The organism is Pediococcus acidilactici (assembly GCA_024970065.1).
Classification (GTDB): domain Bacteria; phylum Bacillota; class Bacilli; order Lactobacillales; family Lactobacillaceae; genus Pediococcus; species Pediococcus acidilactici_A.
Genome location: CP103908.1, coordinates 1,115,134 through 1,134,548, shown reverse-complemented (window position 1 = coordinate 1,134,548; position 19,415 = coordinate 1,115,134). Strand labels below are relative to the sequence as shown.

17 protein-coding genes are annotated in these 19,415 nt (G+C 42.9%); 16 read left to right on the top strand and 1 reads right to left on the bottom strand.

All coding sequences use genetic code 11. The features are described 5' to 3' along the window. The first annotated feature begins 11 nt into the window (after positions 1-11). From rpoD to clpB, 4 genes are all read left to right on the top strand, one after another. Complete coding sequence (rpoD, locus tag NYR25_05290) at positions 12-1,151, top strand: RNA polymerase sigma factor RpoD (protein ID UWF33020.1); 1,140 nt, start codon at positions 12-14, stop codon at positions 1,149-1,151. A 96-nt stretch (positions 1,152-1,247) separates the two neighbouring features. Continuing rightward, complete coding sequence (locus NYR25_05285; GenBank protein UWF33019.1) at positions 1,248-1,958, top strand: tRNA (adenine(22)-N(1))-methyltransferase TrmK; 711 nt, start codon at positions 1,248-1,250, stop codon at positions 1,956-1,958. Beyond that, positions 1,936-2,727 carry a Nif3-like dinuclear metal center hexameric protein gene (locus NYR25_05280; protein ID UWF33018.1) on the top strand — a complete coding sequence of 264 codons (792 nt, stop codon included), beginning with the start codon at positions 1,936-1,938 and terminating at the stop codon, positions 2,725-2,727. The genes NYR25_05285 and NYR25_05280 overlap by 23 nt, the downstream gene beginning before the upstream one ends. 11 nt (positions 2,728-2,738) lie before the next feature. Continuing rightward, positions 2,739-5,339 (top strand): ATP-dependent chaperone ClpB, encoded by a 2,601-nt coding sequence (clpB, locus tag NYR25_05275; GenBank protein ID UWF33017.1) that lies wholly within the window; start codon positions 2,739-2,741, stop codon positions 5,337-5,339. A 104-nt stretch (positions 5,340-5,443) separates the two neighbouring features. Here the strand turns inward: clpB and NYR25_05270 are convergent, their stop codons facing one another. Then, positions 5,444-5,620, bottom strand: a complete 177-nt coding sequence (locus NYR25_05270) for a YjzD family protein (GenBank protein ID UWF33016.1) — start codon at positions 5,618-5,620, stop codon at positions 5,444-5,446. Between the two features lie 126 nt (positions 5,621-5,746). Between NYR25_05270 and dnaE the strand changes: the two genes are divergently transcribed. The 12 genes from dnaE to NYR25_05210 all read left to right on the top strand — a co-directional run bounded on the left by dnaE (position 5,747) and on the right by NYR25_05210 (position 19,406). Continuing rightward, positions 5,747-9,082, top strand: a complete 3,336-nt coding sequence (gene dnaE / locus NYR25_05265) for a DNA polymerase III subunit alpha (GenBank protein UWF33015.1) — start codon at positions 5,747-5,749, stop codon at positions 9,080-9,082. Between the two features lie 123 nt (positions 9,083-9,205). Further along, the gene (gene pfkA / locus NYR25_05260; GenBank protein UWF33014.1) at positions 9,206-10,174 is read left to right on the top strand and encodes a 6-phosphofructokinase; all 969 of its coding nucleotides are present in this window, start codon (positions 9,206-9,208) and stop codon (positions 10,172-10,174) included. 76 nt (positions 10,175-10,250) lie between these two features. Beyond that, on the top strand, positions 10,251-12,014 hold the full coding sequence (gene pyk / locus NYR25_05255; protein UWF33013.1) for a pyruvate kinase: 1,764 nt from the start codon (positions 10,251-10,253) through the stop codon (positions 12,012-12,014). Between the two features lie 315 nt (positions 12,015-12,329). Continuing rightward, the gene (locus tag NYR25_05250; protein UWF34720.1) at positions 12,330-12,788 is read left to right on the top strand and encodes a DUF441 domain-containing protein; all 459 of its coding nucleotides are present in this window, start codon (positions 12,330-12,332) and stop codon (positions 12,786-12,788) included. 12 nt (positions 12,789-12,800) lie between these two features. After that, positions 12,801-13,667: a S1-like domain-containing RNA-binding protein gene (locus NYR25_05245; GenBank protein ID UWF33012.1), complete on the top strand. Its 867-nt coding sequence runs from the start codon at positions 12,801-12,803 to the stop codon at positions 13,665-13,667. Between the two features lie 4 nt (positions 13,668-13,671). After that, positions 13,672-14,559: a site-specific tyrosine recombinase XerD gene (xerD, locus tag NYR25_05240; GenBank protein UWF33011.1), complete on the top strand. Its 888-nt coding sequence runs from the start codon at positions 13,672-13,674 to the stop codon at positions 14,557-14,559. Between the two features lie 15 nt (positions 14,560-14,574). Further along, a complete protein-coding gene (locus tag NYR25_05235) occupies positions 14,575-14,934 on the top strand; it encodes a riboflavin biosynthesis protein RibT (GenBank protein UWF33010.1) in 360 nt (119 codons plus the stop codon). Then, positions 14,924-15,676, top strand: a complete 753-nt coding sequence (locus NYR25_05230) for a segregation/condensation protein A (protein UWF33009.1) — start codon at positions 14,924-14,926, stop codon at positions 15,674-15,676. The genes NYR25_05235 and NYR25_05230 overlap by 11 nt, the downstream gene beginning before the upstream one ends. Next, the gene (scpB, locus tag NYR25_05225; protein ID UWF33008.1) at positions 15,654-16,247 is read left to right on the top strand and encodes an SMC-Scp complex subunit ScpB; all 594 of its coding nucleotides are present in this window, start codon (positions 15,654-15,656) and stop codon (positions 16,245-16,247) included. Before NYR25_05230 ends, scpB begins: the two co-directional genes overlap by 23 nt. A gap of 2 nt (positions 16,248-16,249) precedes the next feature. After that, on the top strand, positions 16,250-16,975 hold the full coding sequence (locus tag NYR25_05220) for an rRNA pseudouridine synthase (protein UWF33007.1): 726 nt from the start codon (positions 16,250-16,252) through the stop codon (positions 16,973-16,975). Continuing rightward, positions 16,972-17,985: a helix-turn-helix domain-containing protein gene (locus tag NYR25_05215; protein ID UWF33006.1), complete on the top strand. Its 1,014-nt coding sequence runs from the start codon at positions 16,972-16,974 to the stop codon at positions 17,983-17,985. The genes NYR25_05220 and NYR25_05215 overlap by 4 nt, the downstream gene beginning before the upstream one ends. Beyond that, positions 17,982-19,406: a RecQ family ATP-dependent DNA helicase gene (locus tag NYR25_05210; protein UWF33005.1), complete on the top strand. Its 1,425-nt coding sequence runs from the start codon at positions 17,982-17,984 to the stop codon at positions 19,404-19,406. Before NYR25_05215 ends, NYR25_05210 begins: the two co-directional genes overlap by 4 nt. Positions 19,407-19,415: the final 9 nt, after the last annotated feature.

The following is a 19,415-nucleotide window of genomic DNA, read 5'->3' as shown; positions in this document are numbered from 1 at the left end:
AACAGCTAACTATGGCAAGTAAAAAGAGTGAAATCAAACGCAAGAAGAGTGAAAGTATCATTTCTTCACCAGAATTCAAAAAGGCAGTTAACCAAATTATTAAGGCACAAAAGAGTGAGCATAAGGTTAAGTACACCAAGCTTACCCGAGATTTGATTGATAAATTTAAGTTAACGGATGAAGACGTGGACGACTTGATCCAACGCATTGAAGACGCGGGAATCAGCGTAGTTGATGAAAACGGTGATCCAAGCGAAAAAGCTTTGAAAGCACAAGAAATTTCAAAAGAAGAACTAGACGATACTAAGGCTCCTGCCGGTGTTAAGATTAATGATCCGGTACGGATGTATCTGAAAGAAATTGGTCGAGTTTCACTATTAACTGCCGATGAAGAAGTTGCCCTTGCCCTCCGAATTGAAAAGGGCGACGAACGTGCAAAGCAAGAACTTGCCGAAGCAAACTTACGGTTAGTAGTTTCCATTGCTAAACGGTACGTTGGCCGGGGAATGCAATTCCTAGACCTCATCCAAGAAGGAAATATGGGCTTAATGAAGGCCGTTGAGAAGTTCGATTACCAAAAGGGATTCAAATTCTCCACTTACGCAACATGGTGGATTCGTCAAGCAATCACCCGGGCCATTGCTGACCAAGCACGGACCATTCGAATTCCAGTTCACATGGTGGAAACCATTAATAAATTAATTCGGATCCAACGGCAACTACTCCAAGACTTAGGTCGGGAACCGATGCCTGAAGAAATCGGTGCAGAAATGGACATGCCTTCGGATAAGGTACGTGAAATCCTTAAGATTGCACAAGAACCAGTTTCATTGGAAACTCCAATCGGTGAAGAGGATGATTCACACCTAGGAGACTTCATTGAAGACCAAGAAGCAACTAGTCCTGCTGACCATGCGGCTTACGAGTTGCTTAAAGAACAGCTGGAAGGCGTCTTGGATACCCTAACGGACCGGGAAGAAAATGTTTTACGACTCCGCTTTGGGTTAGATGATGGTCGGACCCGCACTCTTGAAGAAGTAGGAAAGGTCTTTGGCGTAACTCGTGAACGGATTCGGCAAATTGAAGCAAAAGCCTTACGGAAACTTCGTCATCCATCACGTTCAAAACAATTAAAAGATTTCTTAGATTAACTTCTTAAAGAGGTTCCATACAGGTCACGGATTTGTATAGGGCCTCTTTTTGGGTTAGCATAAAATAAATACAAAAAATACCGGGAGTTTATTTTCATGAATTCAAATAATTTATCACCGCGACTAAAGGTGGTTGCAAGTTTAGTTCCAAAGGGATCAAAAATTGCCGATATTGGTTCGGATCATGCGTATTTAGCGATTAACTTAGTAAAAAATCAAATTGCCACCGCGGCAATTGCTGGAGAAGTAGCTCCAGGCCCGTTAACTAATTCCAAAGTAGAAATTGAAAAAAATCAGGTTAGCGACTTGATCGATGCGCGATTAGGCGACGGATTGGCAATTTTAAACCCGGAAGACCAAGTTGACGTAATTTGCATTGCGGGAATGGGTGGACTGTTAATTCGACGAATCCTTGAAGAGGGGCAATCAAAATTGTCCGGCGTGCGACGATTAGTGCTCCAGCCTAACGTTGGCGAATATGAGTTGCGGGAGTGGCTTATTAATCACCACTACCGAATTGTCCACGAAGATATTGTGGCTGAAGATTACCATCTTTACGAAATTATCGTTGCGGAACCAGGTGAAATGAAGTTGACGGAATCTGAATTGACGTTTGGTCCGATTTTGATGCAAACCACCAACGCCACTTACATGCGGAAGTGGCAACGAGAGTTGAACCGCTTAAGGGGGATCAAAGATAATTTAGAACAACATCCGCAGCACGGCGGTGATAAATTGACCGAAGTAACGAAAAAAATTGCGCAAATTGAGGAGATGTTGACCAATGTTGGCAAAACAATTAATTGAACGCTTTGAAGAAATGGCTCCTAAGGAAATCGCTTTTCCTAAGGACCCGGTTGGGATACAAATTGGGGATTTAAACCAGCCAGTTCACCGCGTGTTAGTGACCCTAGATGTTCGTCCAGAAGTTGTGGAAGAAGCAATTGACAAACGGTGTGACTTTATTTTTTCTCACCATCCGCTGATTTTTCGGCCGGTCCGCAATTTAGACTTGACCGTACCGCAAAATCAAATGTACGCAAACTTAATTAAACATTCAATTGGGGTCTATTCTGCACACACTAACTTAGACGTTGCGGCGGGAGGAATGAACGATTGGCTATCCCGTGCAATGTCCCTTGCCGAAGTGCAACCCGTTTATTCTGCTCACTACGACCGCAACATCGGCCGAATCGGTAAGTTACCCCAACCCCAAACGGTGAGGGAATTTGCTCAGACTTTAAAAAAAGCTTTCCAACTTGATGGTTTACGGGTGGTTGCCGAAGATAATCAGGCATTGGTCCAGAATGTAGCGGTTGTGGGCGGTGATGGAGGTAAATTTTACCCAGAAATGATGGCAGCCGGAGCGGACGCGTTCGTTACTGGTGATGTTTATTACCATACTGGTCATGATATGCTAGCGGACCACCTTAACGTTTTTGACGTGGGTCATAACGTAGAAAAAATTTGCATTAAAGAATTAACAAAATTGTTTAGCGAATGGAAGGCGGACAACCAATGGGAAGTGGAGGTTTGTCCATCGACGGTAAATACTAATCCTTATCAATTTATGTAGGGGGTAATCGTATGAATCCTGAAAAAATGACTACTGCATTGCAAGAAGCACTTGGCGAAGCCCAGCAAATTGCGGTTAACCGCCAACACCAAGAAATCGGGATTCCCGAATTATTTAAATTTTTAACTCAACCAGATCAAACGGTGGGGACTTTGCTGTCAGAGTTGGGGATTAACAACCAGGCGATCCAAAGTGAGTTAGATCGTGAATTGGATCAAATCAGCATCGTCAGTGGTAGCCAAGTTAGTTATGGTCAATCAATATCTGCTGAGCTAAACCAGTTATTAATTCAAGCAGAACAACGTCGCCAGAAGTTACAAGATGAATTTATTGCGGTGGATACGGTGTTTTTAGCGTTATTTGATTTGAGCAATAACGAACTAGTTAACTTTTTTCAACGACAAGGAATTACCGCTAAAAAAGCACTTGCAAAAATTGAAGAATTTCGTGGGGGTGAAAGAGTGACGTCCAAAGAACAAGAAAGTGGCTACAAAGCATTAGAAAAGTACGGGACGGATTTAGTAAAGCGAGCGCATAACGAAAATCCAGATCCGGTAATTGGTCGTGACGAAGAAATTTTAGACGTAATTCGAATTTTGTCACGGAAAACTAAAAACAACCCGGTTCTAATTGGGGAACCCGGCGTTGGAAAAACGGCGATTGTTGAAGGGTTGGCACAACGGATCGCCAAAGGGGACGTGCCTAGCAATTTGGCCAACAAGACCATTATTTCCTTAGATATGGGATCTTTGATTGCCGGAGCAAAATATCGGGGTGAATTTGAAGAACGGTTAAAGACGGTCCTCAAAGAGGTCGCAAAAGCGGACGGCCAGATTATTTTGTTCATTGACGAAATTCATACAATCGTCGGCGCAGGTAAGACCGAAGGCAGCATGGATGCAGGGAATTTACTTAAGCCGATGTTGGCGCGCGGTGAGCTTCACCTAATCGGAGCTACAACGTTAGATGAATACCGGGAAAATATCGAAAAGGATAAAGCTTTAGAACGGCGGTTCCAGCGGGTCTTAGTAAAGGAGCCTTCGGTCGAAGACACCATCAGTATTTTACGGGGGCTAAAAGAGCGCTTTGAAATCCACCATGGTGTGCGAATCCATGACAATGCTTTGGTAGCGGCAGCTAAATTGTCCAGTCGTTACATTACTGACCGTTATTTGCCAGATAAGGCAATTGACCTAATTGACGAAGCTTCCGCAAAGATTAAGGTCGAAATGAATTCCAACCCTACCGAGCTCGACCAAGTTAATCGCCAATTGATGCGGTTGCAAGTTGAAGAACGGGCGTTAAAGAACGAGACTGATGAAGAATCTGCCAAACGGTTGAAAGCCTTGCAAAAGGAATTAGCAGCTACTAAAGAGGAAAAGGTTAAGTTAGAATCTCGTTGGGCTGCCCAAAAAGCAGAAATTAAAAAGATCAGTGATAAGAAAAACGAACTTGATAAGGCTAAGCATGATTTACAAGAAGCAGAAAGTGCTTATGATTTAGACCGGGCAGCGGTTCTCCAACACGGTACCATTCCAACTCTAGAAAAAGAATTGCAAGATTTGGAAAATGAATCCGAGAATACGCATCAAGAATGGCTCGTAGAAGAATCGGTTACCGATAAGGAAATCGCGCGGGTAATTAGTCAAATGACGGGGATTCCCGTAGCTCGGCTAGTGGAAGGTGAAAGGGAAAAGTTGCTTCACTTAGCTGACAAATTGCATCAACGGGTAATTGGTCAGGACGAAGCAGTTCAATCCGTAGCGGATGCGGTTTTGCGTTCTCGTGCAGGATTACAAGACCCCAACCGGCCCATTGGTTCGTTTATGTTCCTAGGTCCAACTGGAGTAGGGAAGACCGAATTGTCGAAAGCTTTAGCAGAGGCATTATTTGATTCGGAAGACAACATGGTGCGCATCGACATGTCCGAATACATGGAAAAAGAATCGGTTTCCCGGTTGGTGGGGGCAGCTCCAGGTTACGTTGGTTATGAAGAGGGTGGCCAGTTAACTGAAGCCGTTCGTCGGAACCCATATTCGATTGTCCTCTTTGATGAAATTGAAAAGGCTCATCCAGAAGTTTTCAATATTTTACTGCAAGTCCTTGATGACGGTCGTTTAACGGACGGTCAAGGACGCACGGTTAACTTCCGGAACACAATCCTAATTATGACTTCAAACCTAGGGTCGGAACTCCTGCTAAAGAATCAATCGGAAAATTCCATTGACGCAGATATTCGACAACAAGTTCGTGACGTCTTACAAAGCTATTTTAAGCCAGAATTTCTTAACCGGGTGGACGATATCATCATGTTTACGCCGTTGAGTAAGACGGACGTACGGAAGATTGTTCAAAAACTAGTTACTCAACTATCTGATCGGTTGGCAGATCAGGAAATCAAGCTGAATATTTCAGAACCTGCCCAAGATTACATTGTGCAACAGGCTTACGACCCGGCATTCGGGGCACGACCGTTACGGCGCTACATCATTAAAAATGTAGAGACTCCGTTAGCTAAGGAAATCATTAGTGGCCGGGTAAAACCGAAGTCAGCCGTGATGATTGACGTGCTTAATGACCAACTTGTTTTCCAAAACGAAGCACAAAAATAAAGCCAAGTGGAATAAAAAACAGGCTAGAATTATTGCATTCCAGCCTGTTTTTTGCGTTTTATAGGGTTGCTATCCGGATTTTTAAAGATAGCTCTTTAGCTTAATTACCGATATTTTTTAGAAATCCACGGAATTAAGTTAGAGGTGATGAGGGCGGTAATGGCAGCCATCGTACCAATTTCAAGGCTACTGTAAGGTAGTACTTCTAGGGCACCACCGATATAACCAAGTACTTCGCCAAAAATAAATGCCCAAAAAATAACTACGATTTGTTTCATCATTATTAATTGACCCCTTTCTCGAACAAAGCTATTCTAGCACAAACTTAGCGGAAAATAAATTAATCTTGAATTTTGGATATGGTGAATACATTTAGTATAATTAAGAAAAACACGGGAGGGAAAATAATGGCTTTTGTACCGCTACATGTCTTGAGTTCGTATAGTTTGTTGACGAGTCCAACAAAAATTGCTGAACTGGTTAAAACTGCCAAAGATCGCGGATATTCCGCGATGGCCCTCACTGATAATAATACGATGTATGGCGCGATTGAATTTTACCAAGCCTGTTTAAAAAATGATTTGAAACCGCTCGTTGGTTTGACAATTTGGCTTGATAGTACTCGCGGCATCGATAATCAATTTGCATTAGTTTTACTGGCCAAAAACCTTAACGGCTACCACAATCTGTTGCGGATCAGTTCCGCACGGATGACGGGAGGCGCGGCAAAAGCTACGCTCACGTTTGATGATTTACGGAAATATTGGCAAGACTTAGTGGTGATTGTACCGCCGGTTCGTTCTGAGGTTAACGAGTTGTTAGAGCGGGGAATGGCAAATGATGCTCAGTCTTTAATTGAAGAATATCAGCAGACAATTACACCAGAAAATTTATTTTTGGGAATTAATGGCCAACAAACGCACGTGATGCGACAAACGTTGACGCAGATGGCCCAAAAGGCGGGAATCGGTTGTTTACCACTGCCTAGCGTAGAATATTTAAATGAGGAAGATCATTTTGCAACCCAAGTATTGCGTGACATTGAGTCTGGGAAGGTTTTGCAACATCCAGAGCTTTTAGCAAATGGTGGGGGTAATAACTGGTTAAAACCGCCAACTGAATTTGTTCGTGAATACACCCCGATGGTTGACGTAAAGGTATTCGAGCAACTCGATAAAGTGGTCGCAGAAATTAATTTGGAGATTCCGATTGTTAATCCACGGCTTCCCCAATTTGCAACCCCCAATCATCAAGATTCCATTACGTACTTGACCCAACTGTGTCAGCGAGCTTTAGAGCCGCTCAAAAAAACGTTGCAGGATGGCGAACGTTATCAAGCACGCCTAGATCATGAGTTGGCCGTCATCAAGGAAATGGGGTTTGCCGACTATTTCTTAATCATTCATGACGTGGTCCAGTTCGCGCATCAAAATCAAATCCTCACGGGGCCGGGGCGGGGATCTGCCGCTGGTTCCCTAGTAGCGTATCTATTAAAAATTACGAGCGTGGATCCTTTGCAGTATGGCCTCTTGTTTGAACGATTTTTGAATCCGGAACGGGCCCAAATGCCCGATATTGACCTTGATATACCTGATGATCAGCGTGAAGTAGTTTTGCAGTACGTCCACGACCGCTATGGTCACCAACATGTAGGACAGATCATTACTTTCGGTACTTTAGCTGCCAAACAAGCTATTCGGGACGTGGCCCGGGTGTTTGGCGAGATGCCCAATAAGATTAACCAAATTAGCGCGTTGATTCCAAACAAATTAAACATCACGTTAAAACAAGCGGCCCAAACTTCCCACCGGTTGCGGGACTTTATTGAGAGTTCACCGAAAAATCGATTTATGTTTGAGACGGCGTGCCGCCTAGAGGGACTTCCGCGCCATTTTTCAACGCACGCTGCCGGAATCGTTTTAAGTCAGGATGAACTGGTGGAAAGTGTGCCCGTGCAGGATGGTAACGAAGGGATGCTGATGAGTCAGTATTCTAAAAATTTTGTTGAACAAGTAGGGTTGTTAAAAATGGACTTCTTGGGCCTCCGTAACCTGTCTTTAATGAACAATATCTTGCAATTAGTTCGTCGTACGGAGCCCAAGTTTGAAATTGAGCAAATCGATTTAAACGATCCGCAAACCTTACAACTATTCCAACGGGGCGACACTAGCGGAGTTTTCCAATTTGAGTCTGCAGGGATTCGTAACGTTTTACGAAAAGTACACCCAACTAATTTTGGCCTTGTGGTAGCAGTTAACGCTCTTTATCGGCCAGGGCCGATGGAAAATATTGACCGGTTTGTTAAGCGCAAGGACCATTTAGAACCGTATCATTTCCCAAATCAAGTACTAGAACGGGTATTAGGGGAAACGTATGGAATTTTGGTTTATCAAGAGCAGGTAATGGAGGTGGCCTCTGCGATGGGAGGCTTAAGCCTTGGTCAAGCGGATTTGCTGCGGCGGGCAATGAGTAAGAAAAAGCACGCCGTAATTGAGCAAATGCGGACCAATTTTATTCAAGGAGCTCTGCAAAAGGGTTACAGCGAAAAAATTGCTCAACAGGTTTACCGGTATATTGAAAACTTTGCTAACTACGGTTTTAATAAATCTCACGCAGTTGCCTATAGTAAGTTGGCATTTCAGTTAGCCTACCTAAAAGCGCACTATCCGGGAGATTTTTACACGGCGCTATTAAATTCCGTGGTGGGAAACGACGCAAAAACCAAAACCTACATTCAAGAGCTAAAACGTTTAGGCATTTCTACCTTAGCTCCGGACATTAACCAAAGTAGTGCCACCTACACCTATCAAGGCGGGCAAATCCGGATGGGGTTCACCGCAATTAAAGGACTGCGGCGTGACTTTATTCAACACTTGTTGGCGGAACGCGAACGTGGTGGACGTTTTAAAACGGTTGACGACTGGTTACGTCGAATGGGCGACCAGGGCATTGACGAAGATGTGATTGACAAATTGATCTTTGCGGGCGCTTTAGATAGTTTTGGCTATAACCGGGCGGAACTGGATGAATATTTGCCAGAGCTGCTTAAGGGAATTACCTTTAGTGGACAAAATGTTGACCTCTTTCAAAAATTAATGCCAACGATTAAAAGTCGTCCAGATTTACCGTTAGACGAAAAACTGGACCGCGAAGAAGAGCTCCTGGGAACTTACGTATCTGCCCATCCGGTAGAACGATTTGCCGCATTAATTAAACAACGGCATTTTATCCCGATTCAACAGTTTAAAGCGGGAGAAAAGGTAACTTCCATAGTCTACATCCGCAGTATCCGCACAATTCGAACGAAGAAGGGTGAACCGATGGCGTTTGCCAAAATCAGTGACCAGACTGATGAATGCGAGGCGGTAATTTTTCCGCGCGTTTTCCAATCTAACCAACTTTTGGAAAGTAAACGCGTCCTTCAGTTAACGGGAAAAGTCGAACAACGCGAGGATCAACTGCAGTTAATTGTTGACCAAATTGCAGCGCCCCAACAACGGTCGCACCGACAGACACATTGGGTGATTAAGGTACCGAGCCGCAAAAATCCCGCCGATTTTCAAAGAAGGTTATTCGAAATGTTCAAGGAATACCATGGACAAGTTCCGGTGACGTTAGTTTACCAAGATACCAATCAGCAACGAGCGTTATCAGAAAAATTTAGTTTGCAGGGAACTCCAGAAGTGAAAAAAGCGTTTGAAAATTTACTTGGATTGGACCAAATTTCATTGGTTGAAAAATAAAGCGTGAATTAAAGCACTTACATTGAAAGAATTGGCAAAATGGTACAGACAACTGATTTTAAAAGTGATAGAATCAACAATGAAGTTTTGAAAAAACTCAATATTTCTATTTGAGGTGAAAAAATGAAGCGTATTGGTATCATGACAAGTGGTGGGGATGCTCCGGGCATGAACGTAGCCATCCGCGCCGTTGCACGAAAGGCCATAAGCTCAGGTCTTGAAGCTTATGGAATTAATTATGGTTTCGCTGGTTTAGTAGCTGGTGATATTCATGAATTCAAGGCAGCGGATTTAGATGACATGGTTTCGCAAGGTGGAACCATGCTTTACTCGGCCCGTTACCCTGAATTTGCTCAAGAAGAAAGCCAATTAAAAGGTATCGAACAACTTAAGAAGTTCGGTATTGATGCGTTGGTTGTTATTGGTGGAGATGGTTCATACCATGGTGCTCTTCGCTTAACAGAACACGGATACAATACAATCGGTCTTCCAGGAACGATCGATAACGACATTCCGTTTACCGACTTCACTATTGGTTTTGATACAGCGTTGAACACAGCGGTAGACGCAATTGATAAGGTTCGTGATACTGCTAAGAGTCACCAACGGGTGTTCGCAGTTCAAGTAATGGGACGCCACGCTGCTGATATTGCTCTTTGGGCAGGAGTTGCTTCGGGAGCTGATGCAGTAATTGCACCTGGTTTCGATTACGATGTGGAAGCAATTGCTAACAAGCTTAAGAGAAACCGTGCCAACGGTAAAGATTATGGAATTATCGTAATCGCCGAAGGGGACGCAAACTCGGAAGCTGCACCAGAGTTTATCAAGAAGCTTAAGCAATACGGTGACTTTGACGCCCGCGCTACGGTAATTGGCCACGTTCAACGTGGGGGTGTTCCATCTGCTAAAGACCGTGTCTTGGCAAGCAAGATGGGTGCTTACGCTGTTGAATTACTTCTTGAAGGTAAGGGTGGTTTAGCGGTTGGAATCTTGGATAACAAGGTTCAAGCACACGACATCACGGACTTGTTTGATGCAAAACATCAAGCAGACGACTCACTTTATCAATTGAGTGAGGACTTATCGTTCTAATTTTTTATTTTATTAATTTGGTATAAAATGATCTAAAAGATCTTTTATAATTTAAAATCAAGGGAGAGATTCTGTAATGAAGAAAACCAAGATTGTTTCAACACTTGGTCCTGCAAGTACATCAGTTGATACGATTGTTAAGTTAATCGAAGCTGGTGCAAATATTTTCCGTTTTAACTTTTCACATGGTGACCACGAAGAACATTTAGGCCGCTACAACATGGTTAAGGAAGCAGAAAAGATTACTGGTAAATCAGTAGGTATTTTGCTTGACACAAAGGGTGCTGAAATTCGGACAACCGTCCAAAAAGATGGTAACCAAGAATATCACACAGGGGATAAGGCTCGTATCTCAATGGATGCTAGCTTAGAAACTACTAAGGAAAAGATCGCGGTTACATACCCTGGTCTTTACGACGATGTTCATGTTGGTGGACACGTTCTCTTTGATGATGGATTACTTGATTTTAAGATTGACGAAAAAGATGACGAAAACCGCGAATTAGTTGTGCACGCTACAAACAACGGTGTGCTTGGTTCACGTAAAGGTACTAACGCACCTGGCGTATCAATCAACTTGCCAGGTATCACTGAAAAAGATGCTAGCGACATTCGTTTTGGTCTTGAATCAATGAACATTAACTACATTGCTGCAAGTTTTGTTCGTAAGCCTCAAGACGTTCTTGATATTCGTGAATTACTTGAAGAAAAGAACATGGAAGACGTTCAAATCTTCCCTAAGATCGAATCTCAAGAAGGTATCGACAACACTGACGAAATCTTAAAAGTTTCTGATGGTATCATGATCGCTCGTGGTGACATGGGTGTTGAAATCCCAGCAGAAAACGTTCCGTTGGTTCAAAAGACATTGATCAAGAAGTGCAACGCACTTGGTAAGCCAGTTATTACTGCTACTCAAATGCTTGACTCAATGATTGAAAACCCACGCCCAACTCGTGCGGAAGCTTCTGACGTTGCTAACGCTGTTTGGGATGGTACTGACGCAACTATGCTTTCTGGTGAAAGTGCTAATGGTGACTACCCAGTTGAAGCTGTTGCTACAATGGCTAAGATCGACCAAAAAGCTGAAAATGCTATGGCTGATGACGGTAACCTTCAAATCAATACTTTTGATCAAAGTGACGTTACTGAAACAGTGGCTGCTGCCGTTGCTCGCGCTGCTAAGAACTTGGGCGTTAAGACAATCGTTGCTGCAACTCAATCAGGTTACACAGCACGGATGATTTCTAAGTACCGTCCAGATGCAGACATCTTGGCAATTACTTTCGACGAACGCGTACGTCGTGGCTTAATGGTTAACTGGGGTGTTCACCCAATCGTTGCTGAACGTCCTGCAACTACTGACGAAATGTTCGAATTGGCTGCTAACAAGGCAGTTGACCTTGGCTTTGCTAAGGAAGGCGACCTAATCCTTGTTACGGCTGGTGTACCAGTTGGTGAAAGTGGTACAACTAACATGATGAAACTTCAATTAATTGGTTCTAAGTTGGCATCTGGTCAAGGTGTTGGCGACGAAACCGTAATTGGTAAAGCAGTTGTTGCTACATCAGCTGACGAAGCTAACCAAAAAGCTGTTGAAGGTGGAATCTTAGTTACAAAGACAACTGACAAAGATTACCTACCAGCAATTGAAAAATCAAGTGCTTTGGTTGTTGAAAATGGTGGTTTGACATCACACGCTGCAGTTGTTGGAATCTCAATGGGTATTCCAGTAATCGTGGGTGTTCAAAACGCTACATCAATTCTTTCTGACGATGAATTAATTACGGTTGATTCACGTCGTGGAATTATCTACCATGGTGCTTCAAACTCACTTTAAGATTTAAAGTGAATCGTTAAAGACTTGGGGTCTTGAGGACCCTGAGTCTTTTTTGTTGTCTTGAAAAAGTGATTGAGAAAAATGTAGATTTTCAAATGGAATAGCAATCAAATTTGAAAAGAAAAAATATCACAAAATCTTTGTGAAAATAGGTTGAAAAAGGGGGATTTGCATTTTTCGTGCCAGCTAAAATAGTGTACAATAGTATAATAATAAACTTTTAGATTAAAAATGTATGCGAAGCTGCTTTAAGGGCTTCGTATTAAATTAAAATCAAAATTTTTTATGTAAACTGAAACGTTCGGAGTGAAAATGTTGGAAAGTTGGCTTTTTTTAGCAGGTATTTTGTTAGTTTCTTGGTTAGGAAAAAACCAGTCTTTAATGATTGCCACGATTGCCGTTTTGCTATTTAAATTGATCCCTAATTCAGATAAATTATTTAGCATTATTGACAAGCAGGGGATCAACTGGGGAGTCACCATTATTTCAGTTGCCATTCTGGTCCCCATTGCTACGGGAAGAATTGGCATTATGGATTTGATCAATTCCTTTAAATCGCCAGTTGGTTGGATTGCGGTTGCTTGTGGGATTTTAGTGTCGTTGTTATCCTACCAAGGGGTCGGCTTTTTGTCGGCTAGTCCAGAAGTAACGGTTGCGTTGGTTATGGGAACAATCATTGGGGTTGTTTTCATGAACGGAATTGCCGCTGGTCCAATCATTGCTTCCGGGATCGCATACTTAATTATTCAACTACTACAAATACAGATTAAATAAACGGGTGGAAATATGGAAACATTATTAGGAAAAAAGATACAGGCTAAGGTTATTGATGAAAATGACCAGTTTTACTTTGCACAAGCTGAAGATGGACTAACCTACCGAATTGATAAAAAAGAAATAAAGAAGCCGCTAAAAAAGGACAGTAATTTTAAGGGTTTTGCCTATGAAAATGCTAATCATGAACGTCAAATGACGCGGGAAGCTCCCAAGGCCACTACCGGAAAATACGGCTGGGGCACGGTGGTTAAAGTCCGTAAAGATTTGGGAGTTTTCGTGGATATCGGGTTAAATAACAAGGACGTGGTGGTTTCGTTAGACGAATTGCCAACGGAAACCAAAATCTGGCCCCATGTAGATGACCAACTACTAGTTTGTCTTACGGTCGATAATAAGGAACGGATGTGGGCCCATCCAGCTGACTCCACCGTTTTTAAGGCAATTTCCGTGCGGGCAAATAAAAAGATGATTAACCAAAATGTTTCGGCAACGGCGTACCGACTTAAATTAGCTGGTACTTTGGTAATTACCGACCAATTTCATCTAGGTTTTATTCACCCTTCGGAACGGGATCGGGAACCTCGTTTAGGCGAAAAAGTACAGGCCCGGGTAATTGGAATCCATCCAGACGGAACGCTAAACCTCTCGTTGAAACCTCGTAATTATGAAGCACTTGGGGACGATGCCGCGATGATTTTAGCGTTATTGCAACACCGCGCAGACCGGCAACTGCCGTTTAACGATCACAGTAATCCTAGTGATATTAAAGAACATTTTGGGATTAGTAAAAGTCGTTTCAAGATGGCAATTGGTCACTTGCTTAAAGCGGGCGTAATTGAACAAACCGCCGATGGGATTGTTTTAAAGGAGCAATAGGGTAATGGATGACTTAATTAACGATTATCTCCACGCTCTAAAAGTTGAGCGAGGACTTTCAGATAATACGATTGTGAGTTATCGTCAGGAATTACGTCATTTGCAAAACTTTTTGCAAGAACAAAATATTTCCGATATTAAAGATGTTGACCGTTATACCATATTAAACTACCTTAACGCTTTAAAGCAGACCGGTCGGGCTCGAAGTTCTTCAATTCACACGATTTCCAGTTTGCGAAAGTTTTTTAAGTATTTATTGCTTAACGAACGAATTCAAACGGACCCGATGACTAATATCGATCCGCCCAAGCGTGCGCAACACTTGCCATCAGTTTTAACCACTGAAGAGGTTGAACGTTTGCTTAAGGTTCCGGATACTACGAAACCTTTAGGAATTCGGGACCGGGCGATTTTAGAGGTCATGTACGCAACGGGATTACGAGTTAGCGAACTGATTGCCTTAAACCTCAACGAATTGCATTTAGAGATGGGGCTTATTGAAACGGTTGGTAAGGGAAATAAACAGCGGATCATTCCGATCGGCGACGTGGCGATTGATTGGCTAGAGCGTTACATTAATGGTCCACGAAGAGCGTTATTAGGATCAAAACGGTATAACGAAATTTTTCTTAACCAACACGGACACCCTTTAACCCGTCAAGGAGTTTGGAAAAACTTGAAGGCACAGGTTCAAAAAGCGGGGATCGAAAAAAATATTACTCCACATACGCTACGGCATTCTTTTGCAACGCATTTATTGGAAAATGGCGCGGATTTACGAATTGTGCAAGAACTACTTGGTCATGCAGATATTTCAACTACCCAAATTTATACGCACATTACTCAACAGCGGTTAGTGGATGTATACGACAAGTACCATCCGCGAGCCTGATAACAGGGGAGCAAAATGTTAGTTAAATACACAGAATCAAAAAGACAAATTGCAATGGGCTTACTCTCAACGATTGACGAGTTTCACTCAATCGATGTGGTACAGCAAGTTTTAGAGCGATATACCAAAAAGAACCGCCAGATTTACTTGGAACGCAGAAACGGCACATACATTGGACTAGTGTTGATTGTTTTGGAAGCCGATTGCGTAGTTGTGGAACGGATGGCCTTCATCGCAAATGAAGAAACGGTTTTTAACGAAAACGAAATCTTTCGATCATTGTTATCGATTTTTCCGGATCGACGGTTAATGGGATCGCTGAAGACAAGCGCAATGGTTGAACGTTTTGAAATGGGGCAAGTTGATGAAAACTAAAGTGTATAATTTACCGGACGTGAAGTTAGCTGACTTTGAAGGACCGCTCGATTTATTATTACATTTGATTCGACAGTCGCAAATGAGTATTTACGACATTCGCATTTCAGAAATTACAAGTCAATATTTACAATATTTGCATACTCAGAAAACGTTAAAGCTAAACATTGCCGGAGAGTATCTAGTAATGGCAGCTAAGCTGACGGAGATTAAGGGTAAGATGTTGTTGCCTCATGAAGAAGATGAAGAGCTAGTTGACGAAGACCCCCGTAATGACTTGGTAGATCAGTTAATTGAATACCAGATTTTTAAAACGGCTTCTGAAAATTTGCGGGGATTAGAAATAGAACGGCAACGTTCGTTTTCGCGTCCAGAGATGGAAATTGATCCGGCGGCGGTCACCCGGTTAGCCCCGGGAATTGAACTTACCGACTTACAAAAGGCTTTACAAAAAGTGCTCGCTCGCCAAGCCTTACTAGAACCGGTTTCTCGGACAGTGCAAACGGAAGAAGTTTCAATTGAAGAACAAATGGCTTTTGTGCAAAAGATGGTTCACCAACAGACAGTTTGCCGTTTTGAAGAGCTGTTCAGTGCTCGGGTTAACCGCGAAGTTCTGGTGACCACCTTCATGGCAATTTTAGAGTTAGCAAAAAAACAACAAATCAAACTGTCCCAAGATTCCGCAGACCAGTCAATTATAATTAAGATAGGTGAGGTTAATGAACAAGGAACAAAAAGTTGAAGGGCTACTTTTTGTGGCGGGTGCCGAAGGAATTACACTGGCCAACTTAGCAGAGTTAACTGGCTTCGCTAAGCCGGCGGTCACCACCATTTTGGAAGAGTTAGCTGAAAAGTATCGTCAAGACCCAAGTTCGGCATTAAGCTTGATTCAAACGGGAGGAACCTATAAATTAGTTACCAAGCCTGAGCTAGCGGTGCTGATTAAAAAATATTTTGCCCGGTCTAATCAAGCGGGGTTGTCAGCAGCAGCTTTGGAAATTCTAGCAATTGTGGCGTATCGGCAGCCCATTACCCGGATTGAAATTGATCAAATTCGGGGCGTTCACAGTGGAACCACCTTACAGAACCTAGTTTTAAGAAATTTAGTCAAGGTCACCGGGCGGTTGAACGAGCCAGGAAGACCGAAAACATACGGCACAACTGCAGAATTTTTGGACTATTTTGGGTTACAAGATCTTACGGAATTGCCGGCGTTGCCTGAAGACTCCGAGAATGCCGAAGGAGATCCAGATGATAATGAAGACCTATTTTTACAAGAGTTTGAATCAAAAATGACAACGAATAAGGAGTAACTATGGCAGAAGAAAGATTACAGAAAGTAATGGCCGAGGCTGGAGTGGCTTCGCGGCGAAAATCCGAAAAACTAATTGCCGAAGGGCATGTAAAAGTTAATGGGCAAGTGATTAAGGAATTAGGAACTAAGGTAGACCAACATGCCCGGATCGAAGTTGATGGGGTGCCTATCCAACGCGAGCAAAACGTCTATTTCCTATTAAATAAACCGCGGGGAGTGATCACGTCGGTTAGTGACGATAAAAACCGGAAAACGGTTATGGACTTTTTCCCAGACGTTACCGAACGTATTTACCCAGTCGGAAGGCTGGACTACGATACTTCTGGTGCAGTCTTGATGACCAACGATGGAGAATTGGCTAACCGATTGATGCATCCTAAGTTTAAATTTGAAAAGACGTACACCGCTAAGGTCAAGGGCCTAATTAATGGAACGGCACTGAAACGGTTAGAAGAAGGGATCGTAATTGACCACCGGAAAACCGCTAAAGCCAAGGCTAAGGTGATTAGTACTGACCTAGAAAAAAAGACTTCGATTGTGCAATTAACGATTCACGAAGGGCGCAATCATCAAGTTAAAAAGATGTTCATGGCGGTTGGTCATCCGGTACAAAAATTGCACCGGAATAGCTACTCGTTTTTGTCGATTGACGACGTGCAGTCAGGAAAATGGCGCGCCTTAAAATTAAGCGAAGTTAAACGGTTAAAACGGCAGACGGATAAATGAAACCAGCAGACGGATTGATTTTTTTTGACCGTCAACAAAGTCGGCGGCCGAAAGTGATTTTAAATTTGTTGAAGAATAAATTAACGGTCTCATCGCTTTATGGTGGGCTAGAATACGGTTTGCTAAATTATATTGGTTTTTGGAAAAAATTAGACCGCCAGGAATTTTTGAACAGCGTAGATCAAGCGGTTAAAATGGGGTACTTGGCTAGGGAAGACGATGCGCTGAAATTAACCGATCAAGGCGCACAACAGCAGACTAATCTTCCAATGCCGCCAGCGGGGAGTTTGCGAATCAAACTTGATTCGGCCATTAGCCTGTGGTTAATGGCTACTCAAGTAGTTTCCGAATACAGTTTTCAAAACTCGCGGTACGTACCGGTGAACGAAGACCGGCATATTAATTTCATGATCAAAAAATGGTTCGCCGCTTTGAAGCAGGGTGGGCAATCTCGTTTGCAATTAGTTCAGGAGTACCAGCAAGCTTTGACTAAGCTCTGTGAGGTGCTTCCTCAAGACGAAGCCGATTGGTTTGTAAATTATTTACCTAACCACGGCGATTTAGGATTAACGGTGGAGCAACTTGCGCGAATTAGTGAAGTTAGCCCGTTTCAAATGGAATTGAGACTTCGACTAATTTTTAGAAAGATTTTTGCTCAAGTGCTCTATGACCGGGTCGCTCCTTTTGACCAATTAATTGAGATGGTGGCCCAGCCTTCCGTCTTACCTGAGAGTACGTGGCAAACTTTACAGCTATTACGAAAGGGCTATGACGTCTCAAAAATTGCGGAATTACGGCGGGTAAAGCCTAACACCATTAAAGAACATTTACTGATGATGGCAATCTTACTTGATGACTTTCCTTATCAACAATTTTTAAACCCGACCGTTGCTCAAATGAATTTGGAAGAAATTGATTTCCAAACGGCACTACAAAAGTACCCAGCATTAACTTTTTTTGATTTTCGGCTTAGTCAGATTAGATACATTAAGGAACGGCAAGGACAATGACGATTTCAGATCGGTTGATTTACAATAAGTTAAGGGAGCAGTTTGGTTTTCAGGAATTTCGACCAGGTCAGCTAGAAATTTTACATAAATTGCTGGCCGGACAGAGTACTTTAGCGATTTTACCGACGGGGGCGGGAAAAACTTTAATTTATCAAATGTATGGTTTGTTATGCCCCGGCACGGTGGTGGTAGTTTCGCCGCTGCTTTCCCTGATTAAGGACCAAATCCAACGTTTGCGGTTGAGTGGTGAACGTCAAATTGCAGAACTAACTTCTCAAGTGGCGTACACTGACCAACGGTACGTTTTAAACCACTTAGCGGACTATAAATTCATTTTTTTATCACCCGAAAGCTTGCAAAAACCGGAAGTTCAGGCGCGAATTAACCAGTTGAAGATTGCGTTAATGGTAGTTGACGAGGCCCACTGCATTGTGCAATGGGGGAAATCGTTTCGGCCGGATTACTTGAGAATTGGGCAAGTCCGGAAGCAGTTCGGGAATCCACTAACGTTAGCACTAACGGCCACTGCGAGCCAAAATACCCGATCGGAAATTTTGCGGTACCTCGCTTTGGATGCTCAAACAACTGAGCAATACGTCGCTTCTGTAGACCGGAAAAACATCTTTTTGGATTTTTTAACAACGGATAGCGTCGGCGATAAGGAAGAACTGTTGTTGAATTTAATCGACGAGCTGCCAGGAGCGGGCATCGTGTATTTCTCTAGTCGGAAAGTTGCAAGCCAAGTGAGTGAGCTAATTAATCGCCAACTTGAGTGCTCGGCAGCGCCTTACCATGCGGGAATGTCTACTTATGATCGGTTGCAAGTCCAAAGTCAATTTCAAAAGAACCAACTTGACGTAATTTGCGCTACGAGTGCTTTTGGGATGGGAATCGATAAAGCAGATATCCGGTACGTAATTCATTACCACATGCCGGGCGATATTGAAAGCTACGTCCAAGAAATTGGACGTGCTGGGCGTGATGGACAGCCTAGCGTTGCAATTACGCTGTATGCTGCGGGCGACGAGATGATACCGAGCGTTTTAAATAGTTACTCGCTTCCTAACGTTGAAGAGCAATCGCTAATTAGTGCCGACCAACAAACTGAAGAACAACGAGCTTTAATTGAATATTACCGAGAATTTGGGCTTAGTGAAGCGCAATTAAAAAGTTTATTCAAAAAACAAGCGCAACAAAAGGAACAACAGATTTTAGAAATGTTAAAATTAATTCGGACTACGGGATGTCACCGACGTTTTTTGTTGCAACACTTTGATGAACAATTTACGGCACATGACGACCAATGCTGTGGTTCGATAAATGATTTTACGGCGTTAGGGTTGCAACCACCTCGTGATGCTAGCCAGTTAGCAATGGCGGACTGGCGAGTAAAGTTAGCACAAATTTTTGCGACCGAGTAGCCCATTTTA

Coding starts and splice junctions, on each gene's coding strand:
- rpoD (UWF33020.1), top strand. CDS start 12: ATGGCAAGTAAAAAGAGTGAAATCAAACGCAAGAAGAGTGAAAGTATC.
- NYR25_05285 (UWF33019.1), top strand. CDS start 1,248: ATGAATTCAAATAATTTATCACCGCGACTAAAGGTGGTTGCAAGTTTA.
- NYR25_05280 (UWF33018.1), top strand. CDS start 1,936: ATGTTGGCAAAACAATTAATTGAACGCTTTGAAGAAATGGCTCCTAAG.
- clpB (UWF33017.1), top strand. CDS start 2,739: ATGAATCCTGAAAAAATGACTACTGCATTGCAAGAAGCACTTGGCGAA.
- NYR25_05270 (UWF33016.1), bottom strand. CDS start 5,620: ATGATGAAACAAATCGTAGTTATTTTTTGGGCATTTATTTTTGGCGAA.
- dnaE (UWF33015.1), top strand. CDS start 5,747: ATGGCTTTTGTACCGCTACATGTCTTGAGTTCGTATAGTTTGTTGACG.
- pfkA (UWF33014.1), top strand. CDS start 9,206: ATGAAGCGTATTGGTATCATGACAAGTGGTGGGGATGCTCCGGGCATG.
- pyk (UWF33013.1), top strand. CDS start 10,251: ATGAAGAAAACCAAGATTGTTTCAACACTTGGTCCTGCAAGTACATCA.
- NYR25_05245 (UWF33012.1), top strand. CDS start 12,801: ATGGAAACATTATTAGGAAAAAAGATACAGGCTAAGGTTATTGATGAA.
- xerD (UWF33011.1), top strand. CDS start 13,672: ATGGATGACTTAATTAACGATTATCTCCACGCTCTAAAAGTTGAGCGA.
- NYR25_05235 (UWF33010.1), top strand. CDS start 14,575: ATGTTAGTTAAATACACAGAATCAAAAAGACAAATTGCAATGGGCTTA.
- NYR25_05230 (UWF33009.1), top strand. CDS start 14,924: ATGAAAACTAAAGTGTATAATTTACCGGACGTGAAGTTAGCTGACTTT.
- scpB (UWF33008.1), top strand. CDS start 15,654: ATGAACAAGGAACAAAAAGTTGAAGGGCTACTTTTTGTGGCGGGTGCC.
- NYR25_05220 (UWF33007.1), top strand. CDS start 16,250: ATGGCAGAAGAAAGATTACAGAAAGTAATGGCCGAGGCTGGAGTGGCT.
- NYR25_05215 (UWF33006.1), top strand. CDS start 16,972: ATGAAACCAGCAGACGGATTGATTTTTTTTGACCGTCAACAAAGTCGG.
- NYR25_05210 (UWF33005.1), top strand. CDS start 17,982: ATGACGATTTCAGATCGGTTGATTTACAATAAGTTAAGGGAGCAGTTT.